This is a genomic window from Rhodomicrobium sp. R_RK_3 (assembly GCF_002198715.1).
Classification (GTDB): Bacteria; Pseudomonadota; Alphaproteobacteria; order Rhizobiales; family Rhodomicrobiaceae; genus R-RK-3.
In genome coordinates this window covers 1-17,277 of record NZ_MWLK01000011.1, presented here as the reverse complement: position 1 = coordinate 17,277, position 17,277 = coordinate 1, and the positions used below count along the sequence as shown (strand labels likewise).

The window sequence follows — 17,277 nt, the reverse complement described above, 5'->3', positions numbered from 1 at the left end:
CTCTACGCCCATCCCCCCGCAACCGGCAGCACCTGCCCCGTAACGAACCCGCAGCGGCCGCTGGCGAACAGCGCCACCAGTTCCGCGACCTCCTCCGGCTCGCCGAGGCGGCCGAGCGGGATGTGCTTCAGCATCTTGCCCATCGCGCCCGCGTCGGCGAGCAAATCCGGCGGGAAATATTCGGGGTTCTTGATGTAATTCGGCGCGATCGCGTTGACCGGGATATTCCAGCGCGCCAGTTCCCGCGACAGGCTCGGCACCAGCGCATTGGCCGCGCCGCGCGCCGCCGCATAGATCGAATAATTCGCGATCCCCGTCAGCGGCGCCGCCGAAGTGATGAGCAGGATGCGCCCGCGCCCCTGCCGCTTCATGATCGCGGCGGCCTTGCCGATCAGCGTGTAAGGCCACAGCGTCAGCGCCTCCAGCGCCCGCCGGAATTCGTCCGGGTCCGCCTCGTCCACCGGCGCCCGCACCGCCGGATAGGGATCGTTCGATACCAGCGCGTCCAGCCGTCCGAACCGCGCGGCGGCCTCGCCGCAAATCGCCTCCGGAGTCGCTGCGGCGAGCGCCACAGCGCCGGGCCACTCCGCCTCGAACGCCGCGCGCGCCCCCGCGTCGGCGAAACTGGCGTCATGGCAGGCGATTGTCATGTCCTCGCGCAGCAGGCGCGCGACCGCCGCCGGTCCGATGAAGCGCCTCACATGGGTGATCAGCAGAAGCTCTTTGCCATCCATCGCCGGTGCTCCGTCCCGGGGTTTCGCACACGATGGAGCATAGTTCAAACGGGACGTCGCGCCGCTGGTTTCTTTCCGGCTGCCGTCCCTGCCTGGGGAACTATCCGCGGCCCCCGCGTTTATTTGCCGGAAATGCGCTAGGATCGTCCATTGGGGTGGACGGCCGATCAGCGAAGGGGGGCGGACATGGTTTTTCCGATTGGCGACGACAACAGCACGCGGCAGAGCATCCCGATCGTCACCTATGCGCTGATCCTGGCGAACGTGGCCGTCTTCCTGCTCGAGCTCAATCGCGGCGACGCGTTCATCCGCACCTGGGCCTTCATCCCGCGCGAATTCGGCAACAATCCCGCCGCCGAGATCCAGACCGTGTTCAGCGCCATGTTCATGCATGGCGGCTGGCTGCACCTTGCCGGCAACATGCTCTATCTCTGGATCTTCGGCGACAATGTCGAAGACAATTTCGGCTCCTTCCGCTTCCTGCTGTTCTACCTGGCCTGCGGCATCGCCGCGACCTTCGCGCAGATGGCGGCCATGCCGAACTCGAACGTGCCCAATCTCGGCGCCTCGGGCGCCATTGCCGGCGTGCTCGCGGCCTATCTGGTTTTGTTCCCGCAAGGCCGCGTCACCGTCATCATCGGGCGGCAACTGACCGAAGTTCCCGCCCTCCTGGTGATCGGCCTGTGGATCGCGCTGCAATTGTTCAGCAGCATCGGCTCGATCGCCAACTCCGCCCAGACCGGCAACACCGGCGGCGTCGCCTATATGGCCCATGTCGGCGGCTTCGTCGCCGGGCTGGTGCTGGTGTTCCTCTTCCGCCAGCGCCGCTATTGAGGCGGCCTATTCGGACGCGGCGCCCTCGGCCCGCAGGCCGGCGAGGTCGAGCCGGAGATTGCCCATGTGGAGCGTGCCGTCGGCGTCGCGGGGCCATTCGGATTCCGGCCGGTCCCAATAGAGCTCGACACCGTTCTGGTCCGGATCGCGGAGATAGAGCGCTTCGCTGACCCCGTGGTCGGCGGCGCCGTCGAGCCGGATGCCGGCCGCGTCGAGCCGGCGCAGCGCGTCACCCAGTTCCGCCCGCGTCGGGTAGAGGACGGCCAGATGATAGAGCCCGGTGGTGCCGGGCGGCGGCGGCGGCGCGCCGAGGCTTTCCCAGGTGTTCAGCGCGATGTGATGGTGGTACCCGCCCGCCGCGAGGAACGCCGCGCGATCGCCGAAGGTCTGCGTAAGCGTGAAGCCGAGAACGCCGACATAGAAGCCCAGCGCCCGCTCGATATCGGCGACCTTCAGATGCACATGGCCGATGCGGGCGCCGGCCGAAATCGGGCGCTCGGGCTCCGTCGTCGAGAATTTGGTTTGCAGCGCCATGGTTGGTCCTCCTCGGTCTGGCACCCCCGCATTTGGGTGCGCCGCCGCCGCCAGAAAAGGTGCGCAATCATCGCTTTGCGCCGGCGCAATGCCCGCGCCATTTCGCCGCTAAGGGAAGCCCCGCATATGGCCGGCAATCCCGGAGAAAAAGCCTAAGGGCGAATGCATAGATTGAGTAACACGCAGGGCGATGATTTGAACTTTGCCGCACCCGGCGCGTTAGGGCTGCACACCGAACGTCAAGATAGCCCGGGTCCCGGCGCATCCTTGCTTATTCTCGACCGGCACCTGTGGAAATCCAAGGCATTTCAGCGCGCTAATGGCGGATAGGGTGGGATTCGAACCCACGAGACGGTCGCCCGTCTGCCGGTTTTCAAGACCGGTGCCTTCAACCGCTCGGCCACCCATCCAAATGCGATTCGCCAAGCTTATAGCATCCGGCGCGCGCAGTAGTTGCCTTATTTTGACCCTTTTTTCCAGAATATCAGAAGGCGCCGCAGGGCCGAGGCGCTGCAATTCACCGGGAGAAACTCCCCGCTCCAGCGGCTTAAGAAATCTTCAATAAGCAGCGCCTGATTTCAGCCCCGTTTGCCCCGCATCTTTGCTGCGGCGCAACATTTGCTCTACAAAAGGGTCCAATGCGAAAGAGTATGTTGGTAGCAACCATGGCGTTGCTAAGTGGTTCCGCTGTTGCCTCGGAGAACGCGGTTCTCCTCACGGGCAAATCCCTGCATGACGCCGTGAGCGGCAAGACCATCTATATCCAGACCCCGATCGCCGAAATCCCGATCCGCTACCGGCCCGACGGCACCATGGTCGGCGTCAGCAGCGCCCAGCTCGCCGCGCTGGCGGGCGAAGCCGTTAAGACGGATACCGGCCGCTGGTGGGTGCGCCGCGCCGAACTGTGCCAGCAATGGAGCAAATGGTCGAACGGCCGCGCCTATTGCTACAAGCTGCGCGTGACCGGCAAACATGTCGCCTGGAGCCGCAATGACGGCGACACCGGCACGGCGCGCCTCGGCAATTAACTCCCCCGGTTCGCCTCGCTCGACGCGGCGACGGGAGCGCCCCGGTAGACATCGAACAGATGTTCCAGATGGTTCTGCAGCAGCTCGGCGAGGCGCTTGCCTTGCCGGGCTTCGAGCACCGAGATGATCTCCTCATGATCCGCCACCGCCTCGTCCAGCCGCTCGCTCGAATAATGCGGGTGGACGCGGGTGCGGCCGATGCGGAAGAACAGCGTGTCGTAGATGCCCGCCAGCAGCGGGTTGCGCGCCGCCGCGACGATGCTCTCGTGGATCTCCCGGTTCGCGGCCAGGAAGCCTTCCAGATTGCCGGCCCGGTAATGCGCGATCATGGTGTCGTGCAGCCCCTTGATCGCCTCGATCTCGTCGTCGGTGATGTTGGCGCAGGCCAGTTCCGCCGACAGGGCTTCGATGGCGGATGAAATCGTCAGGCATTCGTCCATTTCGTCGGCGCTGAGCGTCGCGATCATGGCGCCCCGGTTGGGCGCGAGCTGCACCAGCCCTTCTGCGGCGAGCACCTTGAGCGCCTCGCGCAGCGGCGTGCGCGACACGCCGAACTGATCGCAAAGCTGGCGCTCGGGGATCTTGTCGCCGGGCAAGAAGGCTCCCGAGATGATCATCTTCCGCAAGCGGCCGAGAAGTTCATCGTGGAGGGATTGCTGCGTAATCGACTGCATGAAACTGCTGACCTTTATCTGAAATAGGACCTGCGCAAGCGGCTGACGCGCTTGGCAAGCTTGGCGCCCTGTTGATGACCGGCCTCTTCGAGGGAGCCGAATTTTTCCTTCGCCGCGAGCGCCAGCTTTAAGAGCACGGCGGTGTGGCGCGCGGTGCGCCCGGTGCCGTCCATGATCTGGCGCCGGCAGGCGAATCCGTCCGCGATGAGCAGCGTGTCCGGTCCGGTTCTGCGGATTTGCGGGAACAGAGACAATTCTCCCATGCGAAGCGAGGCCGCGACCGTTTCCGGCCGGTAGCCAAACGACGTGCCCATCCCGCAACAGGCTTTCTCTGCCTCTATCACAGTCATGCCCGGGACCAATGCGGCAACTTTTCGCGCCTGCGCCGCCGTGCCGAAGGCGGTCTGGTGACAATGGGCCGAAATCACGGCTTCGGCTTCGATCTTGAGCAGTTGCGGCTTGAGGGCCTTGGCTGCCGCTGGCTGAATCATGACCTCCTCGAATAGAAAACTATTGGCGGCCAGATCGTCCGCCCCCGTCTCGCCCAGCGTATTCAGGAACTCGTCGCGAATAGTCAGGATACAGGCTGGTTCCAGCCCGACAAGTGGGATGCCGCGCGCGATGAAGGGAGCCGCCGCGTCGATCAGCCGCCGGGCCTCGGCGCGCGCCTCGTCGATCAGCCCGGCTTCGAGGAAAGTCCGGCCGCAGCAATAGGGCCGCTCGCCCGCCGGCGGGGCGAGGAAGCGCAGGCGGTAGCCGCTGGCGGTCAGCACATCGGCGGCGGCGCGCAGCGTATCGGCGTCGAAATAATTGTTGAAAGTGTCGGCGAAGAGCAGGATTTCGGGGCCGCTCCCCTCCGCGGGCGGCACGGACGAGGCGAAGGGCGCGGCGGTCCAGCGCGGCCAGGGGCGGTCGGCGCTGAGGCCGGTGAAGCGCTCCGAGAGCCGCGCCGTCCAGGGCAGCAGGTCGCGCAGATTGAGGCCGTGCCGCCAGGGGCGCAGGCGCGGGGCGTAATGCGGCAGATAGGCGAGCGACCGCGCCGAGCGCGACAGGCCGGTGCGCGAAAGCTGCGCGCTCTGCACGGCGATGCGGGCCTGGGCGATATCCACCGAGCGCGGACATTCGGCCCGGCACGCCTTGCAGGAGACGCAAAGCGACATCGTCTCCGCCATGCCCTCGGAGGCGAGCGCGCCAGGGCCGAGATCGCCCGAGAGGGCCAGCCGCAGCGTGTTGGCCCGGCCGCGCGGGCTGTCGCGCTCGTCGCGGGTCATGCGGAAGGACGGGCACATCACGCCGCTATCCAGCTTCCGGCACAGCGCCGTGCCGTCGCAGGCGAGCGCGGACGCAAGCGCCGGCGGCGGCGCCGTCTCGGCGGGCGGGGCGCTGCGCCAGAAGATGGCATCGGGGCCGGGCGGCGGCGCGACGATCTTGCCGGGATTGAGCCGCCCGCGCGGATCGAAGCGCGTCTTGATCGCCTCGAACAGGCTGGTCAGGCGGGGATCGCGGACCCCCTCGCGCAGGAAGGAGCGGGCGATGCCGTGCCCCTCGGCGACGGCAAGCTGACCGGCGAAATCGGCATAGACCGCCGTGACCTCCGCCGCCATGGCGCCGGCATCGATCTGGCCGAGGCCGCCCGCCCGCAGCCACGGCCGCACCTGCAGCGCGCCCGCCCCGGCATAGCCGTGCCACATCATGTCGAAGCCGTGCCGCAGCATGATCTCGGCGAGGCCCTCGGCCGCGCCGGGAAGCTGCGGCACCGGCAGCGCGAATTCCTGGATCGGGGCAAGCTGCATCGGCAGCGCGCTGCGCCCGTAGAGCCGGGCGAGCCCCTGGCCGCGCGCCCGCTGCGTCGCCTCCTGCACCGCCGCGCCGATCATTTCATTGACCGCCCGCGCATGGCCGAGCTTGTGCATCAGCTCGGCCAGATCCTTCAACTTGCGCGCATTGGCGATGCGGTTTGCTTCCATGAATTCGACGAAGAGCAGGATCTCCGCGTCCTTGCGCAGCACGCGCTTGGCCGATTCCGCGCCCTCCTGCGCCGCGAGGCCGAGTTCGAGGATGCGCCGGTCGATCAGCTCGATGCCGACCGGATCGAGGCCGGAAATCGCCGGCAGCGCGCGCAAGGCCTGGACGAGGCCGGGAAAGCCGCAAATGCCGAGCACGCGGGCGCGGGGCCAGCGCGCCAGCTTCAGCTCGATGCGGCGGGCGATGGCCAGCGTGCCTTCCGAGCCGGTCAGGAAGGCGGCGAGGTTTTGCGGCGCCTCGCCCGGCAGCAGCGCCTGCACATTATAGCCCTGCATGGCGCCGAGCGTCGAAGGCAGCGCGCGGATCGCCGCCTCGCTGCTTTCGGCTGCCTCGAGCAGGTCGAGGATCAGCGCCTCGGACTCGCCGCCCGACCCCTCATGGCCGAAATTTTCCGGGATTTCGCCGAAGCTGATCTCGCTGCCATCGGCGAGCACGGCGTCCAGGGCGGCGACATTGTTGCGCATCCGGCCATAGCGCAAGGCGCGCGCGCCGATGGCGTCGGTCGCCGCCATGCCGCCGAGCGTCGCCTGCGCCGCCGAGGCGATTTCCACAGGAAACCAGACGCGCTCCGGCTTCAGCGCATCGTTCAGCGCGGCCGGCGTCATGCCCGGCTCGACGATGCAGGTCTGGGCGTTGGCGTCGTAGTAGAGCAGCCGCGTCAAATATTTGGAGAAATCGATGACCAGCCCTTCGCCGACCGCCTGCCCGGCGCGCCCGGTGCCACCGCCGCGCGCGACGACGGGCACGCCGGCCTCCCAGGCCAGCGACATCGCCGCGACCACGTCGGCCTGGCTTTTCGGCACCACGATGCCAGCGGGAAAACTTTGATAGGGCGAGGCGTCCGTCGCGTAGCGTGCCCGGCTGTAGCTGTCGAAAAGCAGGTCGCCTTCGACGTCCCGGGCGAGACGGCCGGCGAGAGCGGAGCGGGCCTTGGCGGAAAGTGTCATTCCACCTGTCTTATGCCGCTCAATTCCGTCCAGGCAACAGATATCCGGAGGGCCTTGCCAAAGTTCTGTTCACGCCCGCCGCGGCGCAATAATTTCGTAATTCACAATGTTAGTCTTGCAAATCGTTGCTGAGCCGTTCCCGGACGAAAAAGCCCGTGCGAAAGTACACATTTGACGTGTCGCGCCGAGATAGGTGCAATCCCTATGTATCCGTATTTTATGCGTTTGTTGCTTTTCTGGGGCTTGAACTGTGTCGTGTAAATAATCTATAGAGACATATACCCTTTCGAGAATTGATAGTTTCCACCCTTAAAATTTTCAGAATTTTAAGTCACCAGACGGTTAAAAGTGAAAACAAATTCGATGTCGTTTAAAGTTAACATCGATATTTTTCAGCAAAATAATGCAGAAGTTCTGCATATCGATTATGCTGACTTTTTCCAGAGTTCCGGCAGGAAAACTGTGAGAGACCATACGACAAATTCGAACCTGCAGACGGCACGTCCTCACGGCGAGTCCGTATTGCGCTCATTTGTGCACACCGCGCCGGAGGCCGTCGTCATCACCAGCCCGCACGGAACCGTCAAGTCCTTGAACGCGCGCGCCGAAGCACTCTACGGCTACAGTCAGTCCGAGATTGTTGGTGAAAGCGCGGCATTGCTGTTCGAGGCGGGCGTTCAACTGCCGGGAACTTTCGCCCGGCGATTCGCGGCCGAGCAATCATGCTGGCGATCGCTGTCCGAGAACGACACCGTTCGGGGCCGCAAGAAGAACGGCGAGCTGTTTCACGTCGAGGTGATGCTTGGCGATTGCGTGCTCGATGGCGCGCCCGTCACCATCTTTTACATCCGCGATGCTTCGGCGCGCGTGCTGCAGGACCAGCGCCTCGCCGAGTTGGAGCGCGAAATCGCCCATCTCGCCCGCCACAGCGTGCTCGGCGAATTGGCGACCACCATTACCCATGAACTGAGCCAGCCGCTGACCGCCATCATCAACTACACCGTCGCCGCCAGCCGCAGCGCTGCCGCCGAGCCGACGCCGGAGACGCTGGAGAACAATCTGGCGCTGATCGCCAAGGCCGGCGAGCAGGCCAAGCGCGCCTGGCTGATCCTGCACCGCATGCGGCAATTGCTGCAGCACCGGGGCGCCGAGCGCGTGCGGGACGATCTCCGTCTCGCCATCGACGACGCCGTCCAGCTTGCCACCATAGGCGCCGCCGAGCGCGGCATCGCGGTCAGCATCGACCTCCCGCCGGTGCCGGTGATGGTGCTGATCGACCGCGTCCAGGTCCAGGTGCTGGTGACGAATTTCATCCGCAACGCCATCGACGAACTGACCGGCATCGAGGGCGAGAAGGCGATCTGGGTGCGGCTGGCCGTCGGCGCCGACGGCTTTGCGGAAATCTCCGTCGAGGATACCGGCCATGGCATCTCCCCCGAAGTCTTCGAGACGCTGTTCGACCCCTTCCACACCACCAAGGCCGAGGGGCTCGGCGTTGGCCTTTCCTTGTCCCGGCGTATTGCGCAGGCGCATGGCGGGCGGCTCGCCGCCCGGAATCGGACGCCGAACGGCGCCATCTTCAGTTTCAAGATCCCCGTAGTTTGAGTCAGCAGGTGTAAAATGAACAAGCCATTGCTCGTGCAGGTATTGGATGACGATGACGCCGTCCGAGATTCCTTATTGACCCTTTTGCGCAGCGCCGGCTTCGCCGTCCGCACCCACGCTTGCGCCCGCAGCTTTTTCGACGATTACCATCCGGACGAGACCGGCTGCCTTCTGATCGACATGCGGATGCCCGACGCCACCGGCGCCGAAGTGCAGGAGCGCATCTCCCGCATGGGCGACAAGGTTCCGATCATCTTCATCACCGGTCACGCCAATATCCGCATGGCGGTGACGGCGATGAAGCGCGGTGCCGTCGATTTCCTGGAAAAGCCGATCGACCCGCAAATTTTGCTCGACCATGTCGACAAGGCGGTGAAGCGGCGCGAATACGAACTGCGCGAGCAGGAGAAATCCGACGACGCGCAAGCCAAGCTCGGCGTGCTGACGCCGCGCGAGAAGGACGTGCTGAAACATCTGATCGCCGGGCGCCCGAATAAGATTATCGCCCGCGAACTCGGCCTCAGCCCGCGCACCGTCGAGATCCACCGCGCCCGCGTCATGGAAAAGACCGGCGCCGGCAGCCTGCCGCGTCTGGTGCGCATGGCGCTTGCCGCCGGGCTCGATCCGGAATCCGCACTGACCGCGTGAGCGGTGCCGGCGCGGCGGCCGGCATTCGATCACCCTGATTTGCGACTTGCGGCGGATGGCCACCCGCCTGCGCGCCGGACTTGCCGGCCGGTTACCGACATCCTGCACGCGGCGCTGTCCCGGGACAGGTCAGGCGAAACCGCTCATTAACCCATTTCATCCTAAGGTTGCGCATTCGCGGGCAGCATCCCTGCCGCGAAGTCGATCTTGCCGCGCCAGCGATGGCGGGTGTTTTGGATGGGTTGCGTCTCGTGTCCTCGTACCAGTCGCTCATGCTTGGGTCTGTCCGCGTCCGCCGCTTGCGGCTGGCGGGACGGCTCGCTCTGCTGAGCGCGGCGGTGATGCTGGTCGCGGGCTGCGAAGGCGGCGGCGCGAAGCTGGGACCGCGCATCGTCGAACTCGGCCAGCCGGTGCCCAAGGGCGGCGGCGTCTATAAGGTCGGCGCGCCCTACCGGCAGAATGGCCGCCTCTACACGCCGTCCGAAGTTCGCCGCTATGACGAGACCGGTGTCGCCTCGTGGTATGGCGAGCTGTTCCACGGCCGCCGCACCGCCAATGGCGAAATCTACGACATGGAGGCGCTGAGCGCCGCGCATCCGACGCTGCCGCTGCCCTCCTATGTCCGGGTCACCAATCTGCGCAATGGCCGCTCGATGGTGGTGCGCGTCAATGACCGGGGCCCCTATGTCGGCGGCCGCGTCATCGACCTGTCCTGGGCGGTCGCCTCGCTCCTGGAGATGAAAGGATCGGGCACCGCGCCGGTGCGGGTGCAATATCTCGGCCCCGCCCCGCTGAATGGCGGCGAGCGCTATGAGCGCGAAGTTTTGGCCGCCCAGCGCTGGGCCGGACCGCATGTCGCCTTCGCCGCGTCGCCCGCCAAGGCCTTCCGGCAGGCCGCCTCGTTAGGCGCCGCGCGCAATACCGCAGCCTTGCCAGCGAGCTTCGTCACCGCGGCCGCCGAGCCGCGCATGGATGTCGTGATTCCGGCGAGGGACCGAGGCGCGATCCGCCCGGACACCATTCCCGCCAGCTTCATCGTGGCGCAGACCACGCCGAAATACGCGCCCGCGCCGTCCGGCCCGCCGCCTTCCAGGCCGCTGCCGCGTGAAGTTGCAAAGCCGGCTGCCGCCTTACGTGGCGCGCCCGCCGCTCCGAGCCTGCCCTTGGCCCGATCGCAGCCTCAACAGGCCGCGCAACCGGACATCGCCATCCGTCCCGCCGCTGCCCCGGCTTCTCCAGGCCGCACCCCGGCGCTTTCGAGCAGCGCGCCGAGAACCGCTCCGCCCGCGCCGCGCGCCGCGATGCCGAGCGCTCCGAAAAAACCCGCCGCAGCCGCGCCGATCTATGTCGAGGCCGGCCTCTTCTCCCGCAAGGACACGGCGGACCAGCTTGCCTCAATCTTGGGCGAAATCGCGCCCGCCACCGTCGAGCCGCTGATCATCGGCCAGCGCTCTGTGCACCGTCTCCGCGTCGGCCCGTTCCCGCATGACGAAGCCGCGCGCGCCGCCATCGCCCGCATGCGCGACGCCGGCCTGACCGACGCCCGCATCGAAAAACCGCAAGGATGACGCAATGCCGCCTCGCCCGACCGATATGGAAGCGACCCTGTGGCACTGGTCAGTGGCATTGATTTTTGCCATAGACCGGCTGATAGTGCCGAGCGTTGATTCGCCCGTTAATTTGATGCTTGTTGACCGTCCATGATACCAGCGCGCCTTTCCCCAAGCTTGTGGCTGCTCGTTTTATTCGCAGCCATACTGCCGTCGTCGCTGGCCCTCGCCCAGATCGAGACCGAGGCGGACTATGCCATCGTGCTGGATGTCGAGACGCAGACGGTGCTGTTCGAGAAGCAGGCCGACGTGCTGATGCAGCCGGCCAGCATGAGCAAGCTGATGACGCTCGCCGTCGTCTTCGAAGCGCTGGACCAGGGCAAGATCACGCTGCAGACCGAATTCCCGGTCAGCGAAAATGCCTGGCGCACGGGCGGCGCGCCCTCCGGCACCTCGGCGATGTTCGCGCCGCTGAACACCAATGTCACCGTCGAGGACCTGCTGCAGGGCGTGGTCGTGCAGTCTGGCAATGATAGCTGCATCATCCTGGCCGAGGGCCTTGCGGGGTCTGAAGAAGCCTTCGCGCAGAGCATGAACGACTATGCGCACCGCATCGGCATGACCAAATCGACCTTTGCCAATTCGACGGGACTGCCCAATCCCAAGCAATTGATGACGGCGCGCGAGCTTGCGCTGCTGGCGCTGCATCTCATCGAGAAATACCCCAAATATTACCCCTATTTCCTGCAAAAGGAATTCCGCTACCGCAAGCATGTCTTCTACAACCGCAATCCGCTGATCTATGCCAATGTCGGCGCGGATGGCCTGAAGACCGGGTTTACGGCGGAATCCGGCTATGGCGTGGTCGGCTCGGCGGTGCAGGATGGGCGGCGGCTGATCATCGTGCAGAACGGCGTGAAGTCGCAGAGCGCCCGCAAGGAAGACGCCGCGCGGATGCTGAATTGGGGTTTCCGCAGCTTCGAGAAGTTCAAGGTGTTCGGCGCCGACGAGACCGTCGGCGAGGCGCTGGTCTGGGGCGGCGAGCAGCGTTATGTCAAATTGCGCGGCGAAGGCGACGTGCGCATCCTGCTGCCGAAGAATATGAAGCAGCGCAAGCTGCGGGGCAGCATCGTCTATAAGGGGCCGGTGATCGCGCCGGTCCACGAGGGCGACAGGATCGGCGAATTGCGCGTCACGGCCGAGAACGGCGTCACGACCTCGGCGCCGCTGTTCGCGGCGGAGTCGATCCAGCGCGCCGGGCTGATCCGCCAGGGCTTCGATTCGGCGCTCAGCCTGGCCTTCGGCTGGCTGATCCACAGGCATCATCACGAGGACGAGTGATCGCTTGATGCGCGGCCAGCGCAGGTCTATGTCCTAGGCTTGGCCGGTCGATCGGGCCTGGATAGGAGAGGCCCGGTGGCGGCTGGCAAATTCATCACATTCGAAGGCGGCGAAGGCGCCGGCAAGAGCACCCAGGCCGCGCTGCTGCGCGACGAACTGGCCGCATCGGGGATCAAGGCCATCCTGACGCGCGAGCCGGGCGGATCACCGCGCGCCGAGGCCATCCGCTCGGTGCTGCTCTCCGGCAAGGCCAAGGATTTCGGCCCGATGGGCGAGACGCTGCTGTTCTACGTCGCCCGGGATTCGCATCTGGAACTGACCATCCGCCCGGCGCTGGCACGCGGCGAATGGGTGATCTGCGACCGCTTCCACGATTCGACGCGCGCCTATCAGGGTGCGGCGGGCGGCGTCTCGATGGCGGCGATCAACGCGCTGGAGCGCATCGTCGTCGGCCCGACCATGCCCGATCTGACCCTCATCCTCGACCTGCCGCCGGAAGAGGGGCTGAAACGCGCCGCCGCCCGCGCCAAGGGGGAAGGGCAGGGTGCCGACCGCTTCGAGGCGATGTCCCTGATCTTCCACCAGAATCTGCGCCAGGAATTCCTGGAGATCGCTGAGGCCGAGCCGGCGCGCTGCGAGGTGATCGACGCCGCCCGCACCGTGCAGCAGGTCGCCGACGACATCTGGTCGGCCGTCAGCCAGCGCCTCGATTTGTGACCGGCCATGGCGCGCGCGCGGACCATCGACGCCGAAACCGAAGCCCCGCCCGAGGCCGACCGGCTGGGCGAGTGGCCGCATCCGCGCAACACCCGACACGTGCTCGGCCATGACGCCGCCGAGCATATCATCGCCGATGCCATCGCCTCGCGCCGCCTGCACCACGCCTGGCTGCTGACCGGCGAGCAGGGCATCGGCAAGGCCAGTTTCGCCTATCGCGTCGCCCGCTACCTGCTGGCGCATGAGGGCGAATTGCCGGCCTCCGTGCCATCGCTTGACGTTCCCGAGGACAGCCGCGCCTGGCGTCAGGTCGCCAACCTCTCCCATCCCGGCCTGCTGCCCATCCGCCGCGCCTGGGACTCGGCGGGCAAGAAATTCCGCCAGAGCATCGCCATCGACGACATCCGCGCGCTCCGGCATTTCCTGCAGCGCACGGCGGTGACGCCCTGGCGCGTCGTCATCGTCGACGCCGCCGACGACCTCAACCCCAATTCGGCCAATGCGCTTTTGAAATCGCTGGAGGAGCCGCCGCCGCGCGCCGTCTTCCTGCTCATCTCCTCCTCGCCCGGCCGCCTCTTGCCGACCATCCGCTCGCGCTGCCGCACCATCCGCTTCGAACCGCTCGGCCCCGATCCGCTGCGCCGGGCCGTGCTCGCCGCCAGCGAGGCGGCCGAGCATGATCCGCCCGCGGACGCGCAGCTCGCCACGTTGCTGACGCTCGGCAAGGGCAGTCCCCGCCGCGTGCTGCAATTGCTCGACGGCGGCGGCCTCGCCTTGTTCGAGGCCATCATCGCCATCCTCGACAGCGTGCCGCGCCTCGACCGGCCGGCGGTGCACAAGCTGATCGGCCTCACCGCCGCCCGCGACGGCAATGCCTATGCCATGGCCTTCGACCTGATCGAGGAAATCCTCGCCTCTTCCATGCGCGCCCGCGCCATCGGGGAAAGCCATGATCCGCAATTTCCCCAACTGCGCCGCTTCCCGGCCCAGATCGCGCCCGACAGCCTTGCGGAATGGGCCGAGCTGTGGGAAACCATTCGCGAAGCACGCAGCGAAGCCGAGCGGCTCAATCTCGACAAGGCAGCGCTGACCCTGACGGTGTTCGAGCAGATCCAACACCTCGCCCGAAAAGCGGCCAGGGGCTGATTTCAAGCCAGTCGCGCGCCAAAACAGCGAGGTCCCAAGGCCATGACCGAGAAACCGTCCTTCTATATCACCACGGCCATTTCCTACCCGAATGGCGTGCCCCATATCGGCCACGCCTATGAGGCCATCGCGACCGACGCGATCGCGCGCTTCAAGCGGCTGGACGGTTTTGACGTGTTTTTCCTGACCGGCGTCGACGAACACGGGCTGAAGATGAAGCAGACCGCCGTCAAGGCCGGCATCACCCCCGCCGAGCTCGGCGAGCGCAACACGCCGCGCTTTGAGGCCATGGTCAAGGCGCTGAACATCTCCAATGACGATTTCATCCGCACCACGGAGAAGCGCCATTACGCCGCCGTCGAGGCGATCTGGCGCCGCATGGAGGAAGCCGGCGACATCTATCTCGACCGCTATGCCGGCTGGTATTCCGTGCGCGACGAAGCCTTCTACGGTGAAGACGAGACCGCCGTCGGCGAGGACGGCGTGCGCGTCGGACCGCAGGGGACGCCCGTCGAATGGACCGAGGAGGAGACCTATTTCTTCCGCCTCTCGGCTTACGAGGACCGGCTGCTGGAATTCTACGAGGACAATCCCGATTTCATCCTGCCGCCGGAGCGCCGCAACGAGGTCGTCAGCTTCGTCAAGGGCGGGCTGAAGGACCTCTCGATCTCGCGCACCACGCTCGACTGGGGCATTCCGGTGCCGGACGCGCCCGGCCACATCATCTATGTCTGGGTCGATGCGCTGACCAATTACATCACCGCCACCGGCTATCCGGACGAGGACGCGCCCCGCTACAAGCGCTATTGGCCCGCCGATGTGCATGTGATCGGCAAGGACATCACCCGCTTCCACGCCGTCTACTGGCCCGCCTTCCTGATGTCGGCGGAATTGCCGCTGCCGAAACGCGTGTTCTCGCACGGCTTCCTCACCAATCGCGGTGAGAAAATGTCGAAATCGGTCGGCAATGTCGTCGATCCCTTCGAGATGGCCGAGCGCTACGGCGTCGATGCCATGCGCTATTTCTTCCTGCGCGAGGTCGCTTTCGGCCAGGACGGCAGCTACGGCCATGAGGCGATCGTCAACCGCACCAACGCCGATCTGGCCAACGACCTCGGCAATCTGGCGCAGCGCTCGCTGTCGATGATCGCCAAGAATTGCGACGGCAAGATCCCGCAGCCGGGCGAATTCTCCGAGGCCGACAAGGTGCTGCTGGCCGCCGCCGACGGCATGATCGGGCTCGCGCGCGAAGCGATGGAGCGGCAGGCGATCCACCGCGCGCTGGAAGCCATCTGGTCCGTCGTCGGCGACGCCAACCGCTATTTCGCCAATGAAGCGCCCTGGGCGCTGCGCAAGACCGACCCGGCCCGCATGGCGACCGTGCTCTATGTCACGGCCGAAGTGCTGCGCCAGCTCGGCATCCTGGTGCAGCCCTTCATCCCGGCCTCGGCGGAAAAGCTGCTCGACCAGCTCGGCATCGGCCCCGATCGCGAGTTCAGCCGGCTCGGCGCGGCGGCCCGCCTGACGCCCGGCGCCAGCCTGGGCATTTTGCAACCGGTGTTCCCGCGCTATATAGAGCCGGAGGCCGCCGCCGCCGAATGATGTGAGTGCCAAAATGCTTGTCGACAGCCATTGCCATCTCGATTTCCCCGACTTCGCCAGCGAACTCGACGCCATTGTCGCGCGCGCCGAAGCAGCGGGCATCGGCGCCATGCTGACGATCTCGACGCGGGTGCGCCAGTTCGAGCGAATCCGCGCCGTCGCCGAGCGGTTCCCGAACGTCGCCTGCTCGGTCGGCACCCATCCGCATTACGCCGAAGAGGAGCGGGACGTGGCGCTGGACGAGATCCTGAAGCTCGCCGGGGAGCGCAAGGTCGTCGCCATCGGCGAGGCGGGGCTGGATTATCATTACGAGAAAAGCCCGATCCCCGACCAGGAGCACGGCTTCCGCATGCATATCGCCGCCGCGCGCGAGACCGGGCTGCCGCTGGTCATCCACAGCCGCGAGGCCGACGCGCACACGACCCGCATCCTCGAAGAAGAGATGGCCAAGGGCAAGTTCGGCGCCGTGCTGCATTGCTTTACCGGCGGCCGTCGGCTGGCCATGCGCGGCGTCGAGATGGGGCTTTACGTCTCCTTCTCGGGCGTGCTGACCTTCAACAAATCCGAGGAATTGCGCGAAATCGCCGCTGACATCCCGCTCGACCGCCTGCTGGTCGAGACCGACGCACCCTATCTCGCTCCGACGCCGCATCGCGGCAAGCGCAACGAGCCGTCCTTCGTCCGCCATACCGCCGCCGTGCTGGCCAAGGCCAAGGGCGTCAGCGAGGCCGAGATCGCGCGGGCGACGACCGAGAATTTCTTCCGCCTGTTCGCCAAGGCCGACGGCCTCGTCGCGGTGGAAGCGCGCTCGGCGGCATGAGCCTCCATTTCACAATTTTGGGCTGCGGCTCGTCGCCGGGCGTGCCGCGCATCGACGGCCATTGGGGCGTTTGCGACCCCGCCAACGCGAAGAACCGCCGCCGCCGCTGCGCCATGCTGGTCGAGCGCTTCGCCGATGACAAGCGCACCGCGGTGCTGATCGACACCGGCCCCGATCTGCGCGAGCAGATCCTAACAGCCGGCCTCGAATGGCTCGACGGCGTGCTCTACACCCACGACCACGCCGACCACACCCACGGCATCGACGACCTGCGCATCCTCTCCTATCGCGGCAAGCGCCGCATCGACGTCTATTTCGACCCGCTGACCGGCGCCATCCTGCAGCGGCGTTTCGACTATTGCTTCTCGACGCCGCAGGGCAGCGCCTATCCGCCCATCGTAAAGGCGCACACCATCCACGCCGGCGAGCCGATGAGCGTCACCGGCCCTGGCGGCGAGATCGCGGCCTTGCCCTTCCGCCAGCATCACGGCGAGATCGATTCGCTCGGCTTCCGCTTCGGCAATCTGGCCTATTCGAGCGACGTGCACGATCTGCCGGAGGAGACGCTGCCTCTGCTGGAGGGCCTCGACGTCTGGATCATCGACGCGCTGCGCTATACGCGGCATCCGAGCCATTTCTCGGTGGAAGAGGCGCTGGAGTGGATCGCCCGCGTCCGCCCGAAGCGCGCCATCCTCACCCACATGCATATCGACCTGGACTACGACACCCTGCGCAAGGAACTGCCCGAAGGCGTCGAGCCCGCCTATGACGGCATGCGTATCGAGCTGGCGGAGTAGGCGCGCCTGCGCCGCCACCGCGACCTCCTGGGCAATCCCGAGACCTCTCATCCGCCGCCCCGGCCGTCAGAGTCGGGGCCTATCGGCCTCTCGCGATCGGCTAACGGGATCGCCGCAGATAGAATCTGCCCCACCAGCCCCGCGAAAGACTTCAGCGCCGGAAGCGACCGCGACCTTCCCCTCTCCCCTGGGAGACCTTTGCGTAAGTCGATTTTGGTTGAGTGATGGCTTGCGAGGCTCTGATTCGGAGGCGGGTGATGCACAAGCAGGTTGGA

15 protein-coding genes and 1 tRNA gene are annotated in these 17,277 nt (G+C 66.1%); 11 read left to right on the top strand and 5 right to left on the bottom strand.

All coding sequences use genetic code 11. The features are described from left to right. Positions 1-2: 2 nt before the first annotated feature. Positions 3-734, bottom strand: a complete 732-nt coding sequence (locus BLEFHOIH_RS05455; RefSeq protein WP_088343515.1) for an SDR family oxidoreductase — start codon at positions 732-734, stop codon at positions 3-5. A gap of 186 nt (positions 735-920) precedes the next feature. Between BLEFHOIH_RS05455 and BLEFHOIH_RS05450 the strand changes: the two genes are divergently transcribed. Then, positions 921-1,568 carry a rhomboid family intramembrane serine protease gene (locus BLEFHOIH_RS05450; protein WP_088343514.1) on the top strand — a complete coding sequence of 216 codons (648 nt, stop codon included), beginning with the start codon at positions 921-923 and terminating at the stop codon, positions 1,566-1,568. A 6-nt stretch (positions 1,569-1,574) separates the two neighbouring features. On the opposite strand, the gene BLEFHOIH_RS05445 is transcribed toward BLEFHOIH_RS05450, so the two are convergent. Beyond that, positions 1,575-2,102 carry a VOC family protein gene (locus BLEFHOIH_RS05445; protein ID WP_088343513.1) on the bottom strand — a complete coding sequence of 176 codons (528 nt, stop codon included), beginning with the start codon at positions 2,100-2,102 and terminating at the stop codon, positions 1,575-1,577. A 320-nt stretch (positions 2,103-2,422) separates the two neighbouring features. Continuing rightward, positions 2,423-2,512 (bottom strand) — tRNA-Ser (locus BLEFHOIH_RS05440). Positions 2,513-2,767: 255 nt separating this feature from the next. Between BLEFHOIH_RS05440 and BLEFHOIH_RS05435 the strand changes: the two genes are divergently transcribed. Then, entirely contained in the window at positions 2,768-3,130 is a 363-nt protein-coding gene (locus BLEFHOIH_RS05435) for a hypothetical protein (RefSeq protein WP_088343512.1), read from the top strand. Here BLEFHOIH_RS05435 and BLEFHOIH_RS05430 read toward each other — a convergent pair. Next, the gene (locus BLEFHOIH_RS05430; protein ID WP_088343511.1) at positions 3,127-3,804 is read right to left on the bottom strand and encodes a GntR family transcriptional regulator; all 678 of its coding nucleotides are present in this window, start codon (positions 3,802-3,804) and stop codon (positions 3,127-3,129) included. The two genes, BLEFHOIH_RS05435 and BLEFHOIH_RS05430, sit on opposite strands and share 4 nt — an antisense overlap. Before the next feature lie 14 nt (positions 3,805-3,818). Beyond that, complete coding sequence (locus BLEFHOIH_RS05425; RefSeq protein ID WP_088343510.1) at positions 3,819-6,776, bottom strand: FAD-binding and (Fe-S)-binding domain-containing protein; 2,958 nt, start codon at positions 6,774-6,776, stop codon at positions 3,819-3,821. Between the two features lie 522 nt (positions 6,777-7,298). Here BLEFHOIH_RS05425 and BLEFHOIH_RS05420 point away from each other — a divergent pair. The 9 genes from BLEFHOIH_RS05420 to BLEFHOIH_RS05380 all read left to right on the top strand — a co-directional run bounded on the left by BLEFHOIH_RS05420 (position 7,299) and on the right by BLEFHOIH_RS05380 (position 17,002). Then, positions 7,299-8,381 carry an ATP-binding protein gene (locus BLEFHOIH_RS05420; protein WP_170937012.1) on the top strand — a complete coding sequence of 361 codons (1,083 nt, stop codon included), beginning with the start codon at positions 7,299-7,301 and terminating at the stop codon, positions 8,379-8,381. Between the two features lie 15 nt (positions 8,382-8,396). Continuing rightward, positions 8,397-9,029 (top strand): response regulator, encoded by a 633-nt coding sequence (locus BLEFHOIH_RS05415; protein WP_088343508.1) that lies wholly within the window; start codon positions 8,397-8,399, stop codon positions 9,027-9,029. A 272-nt stretch (positions 9,030-9,301) separates the two neighbouring features. Beyond that, entirely contained in the window at positions 9,302-10,597 is a 1,296-nt protein-coding gene (locus BLEFHOIH_RS05410; protein ID WP_088343507.1) for a septal ring lytic transglycosylase RlpA family protein, read from the top strand. 132 nt (positions 10,598-10,729) lie between these two features. Further along, positions 10,730-11,920 carry a D-alanyl-D-alanine carboxypeptidase family protein gene (locus tag BLEFHOIH_RS05405; protein ID WP_245296877.1) on the top strand — a complete coding sequence of 397 codons (1,191 nt, stop codon included), beginning with the start codon at positions 10,730-10,732 and terminating at the stop codon, positions 11,918-11,920. Between the two features lie 75 nt (positions 11,921-11,995). After that, positions 11,996-12,637, top strand: coding sequence for a dTMP kinase (gene tmk / locus BLEFHOIH_RS05400; protein ID WP_245296876.1), 642 nt, complete (start codon positions 11,996-11,998; stop codon positions 12,635-12,637). Between the two features lie 6 nt (positions 12,638-12,643). Further along, the gene (locus BLEFHOIH_RS05395) at positions 12,644-13,783 is read left to right on the top strand and encodes a DNA polymerase III subunit delta' (protein WP_088343504.1); all 1,140 of its coding nucleotides are present in this window, start codon (positions 12,644-12,646) and stop codon (positions 13,781-13,783) included. A 42-nt stretch (positions 13,784-13,825) separates the two neighbouring features. Next, positions 13,826-15,385: a methionine--tRNA ligase gene (metG, locus tag BLEFHOIH_RS05390; protein ID WP_088343503.1), complete on the top strand. Its 1,560-nt coding sequence runs from the start codon at positions 13,826-13,828 to the stop codon at positions 15,383-15,385. Positions 15,386-15,398: 13 nt separating this feature from the next. Then, positions 15,399-16,205, top strand: a complete 807-nt coding sequence (locus tag BLEFHOIH_RS05385; protein ID WP_088343502.1) for a TatD family hydrolase — start codon at positions 15,399-15,401, stop codon at positions 16,203-16,205. Further along, positions 16,202-17,002: an MBL fold metallo-hydrolase gene (locus BLEFHOIH_RS05380; RefSeq protein WP_088343501.1), complete on the top strand. Its 801-nt coding sequence runs from the start codon at positions 16,202-16,204 to the stop codon at positions 17,000-17,002. The genes BLEFHOIH_RS05385 and BLEFHOIH_RS05380 overlap by 4 nt, the downstream gene beginning before the upstream one ends. Positions 17,003-17,277 lie beyond the last annotated feature (275 nt).

What these genes read in the sequence shown, in the direction of transcription:
- BLEFHOIH_RS05455 (WP_088343515.1), bottom strand. Translation starts at nt 734, where the DNA reads ATGGATGGCAAAGAGCTTCTGCTGATCACCCATGTGAGGCGCTTCATC.
- BLEFHOIH_RS05450 (WP_088343514.1), top strand. Translation starts at nt 921, where the DNA reads ATGGTTTTTCCGATTGGCGACGACAACAGCACGCGGCAGAGCATCCCG.
- BLEFHOIH_RS05445 (WP_088343513.1), bottom strand. Translation starts at nt 2,102, where the DNA reads ATGGCGCTGCAAACCAAATTCTCGACGACGGAGCCCGAGCGCCCGATT.
- BLEFHOIH_RS05435 (WP_088343512.1), top strand. Translation starts at nt 2,768, where the DNA reads ATGGCGTTGCTAAGTGGTTCCGCTGTTGCCTCGGAGAACGCGGTTCTC.
- BLEFHOIH_RS05430 (WP_088343511.1), bottom strand. Translation starts at nt 3,804, where the DNA reads ATGCAGTCGATTACGCAGCAATCCCTCCACGATGAACTTCTCGGCCGC.
- BLEFHOIH_RS05425 (WP_088343510.1), bottom strand. Translation starts at nt 6,776, where the DNA reads ATGACACTTTCCGCCAAGGCCCGCTCCGCTCTCGCCGGCCGTCTCGCC.
- BLEFHOIH_RS05415 (WP_088343508.1), top strand. Translation starts at nt 8,397, where the DNA reads ATGAACAAGCCATTGCTCGTGCAGGTATTGGATGACGATGACGCCGTC.
- BLEFHOIH_RS05410 (WP_088343507.1), top strand. Translation starts at nt 9,302, where the DNA reads ATGCTTGGGTCTGTCCGCGTCCGCCGCTTGCGGCTGGCGGGACGGCTC.
- BLEFHOIH_RS05405 (WP_245296877.1), top strand. Translation starts at nt 10,730, where the DNA reads ATGATACCAGCGCGCCTTTCCCCAAGCTTGTGGCTGCTCGTTTTATTC.
- BLEFHOIH_RS05395 (WP_088343504.1), top strand. Translation starts at nt 12,644, where the DNA reads ATGGCGCGCGCGCGGACCATCGACGCCGAAACCGAAGCCCCGCCCGAG.
- metG (WP_088343503.1), top strand. Translation starts at nt 13,826, where the DNA reads ATGACCGAGAAACCGTCCTTCTATATCACCACGGCCATTTCCTACCCG.
- BLEFHOIH_RS05385 (WP_088343502.1), top strand. Translation starts at nt 15,399, where the DNA reads ATGCTTGTCGACAGCCATTGCCATCTCGATTTCCCCGACTTCGCCAGC.
- BLEFHOIH_RS05380 (WP_088343501.1), top strand. Translation starts at nt 16,202, where the DNA reads ATGAGCCTCCATTTCACAATTTTGGGCTGCGGCTCGTCGCCGGGCGTG.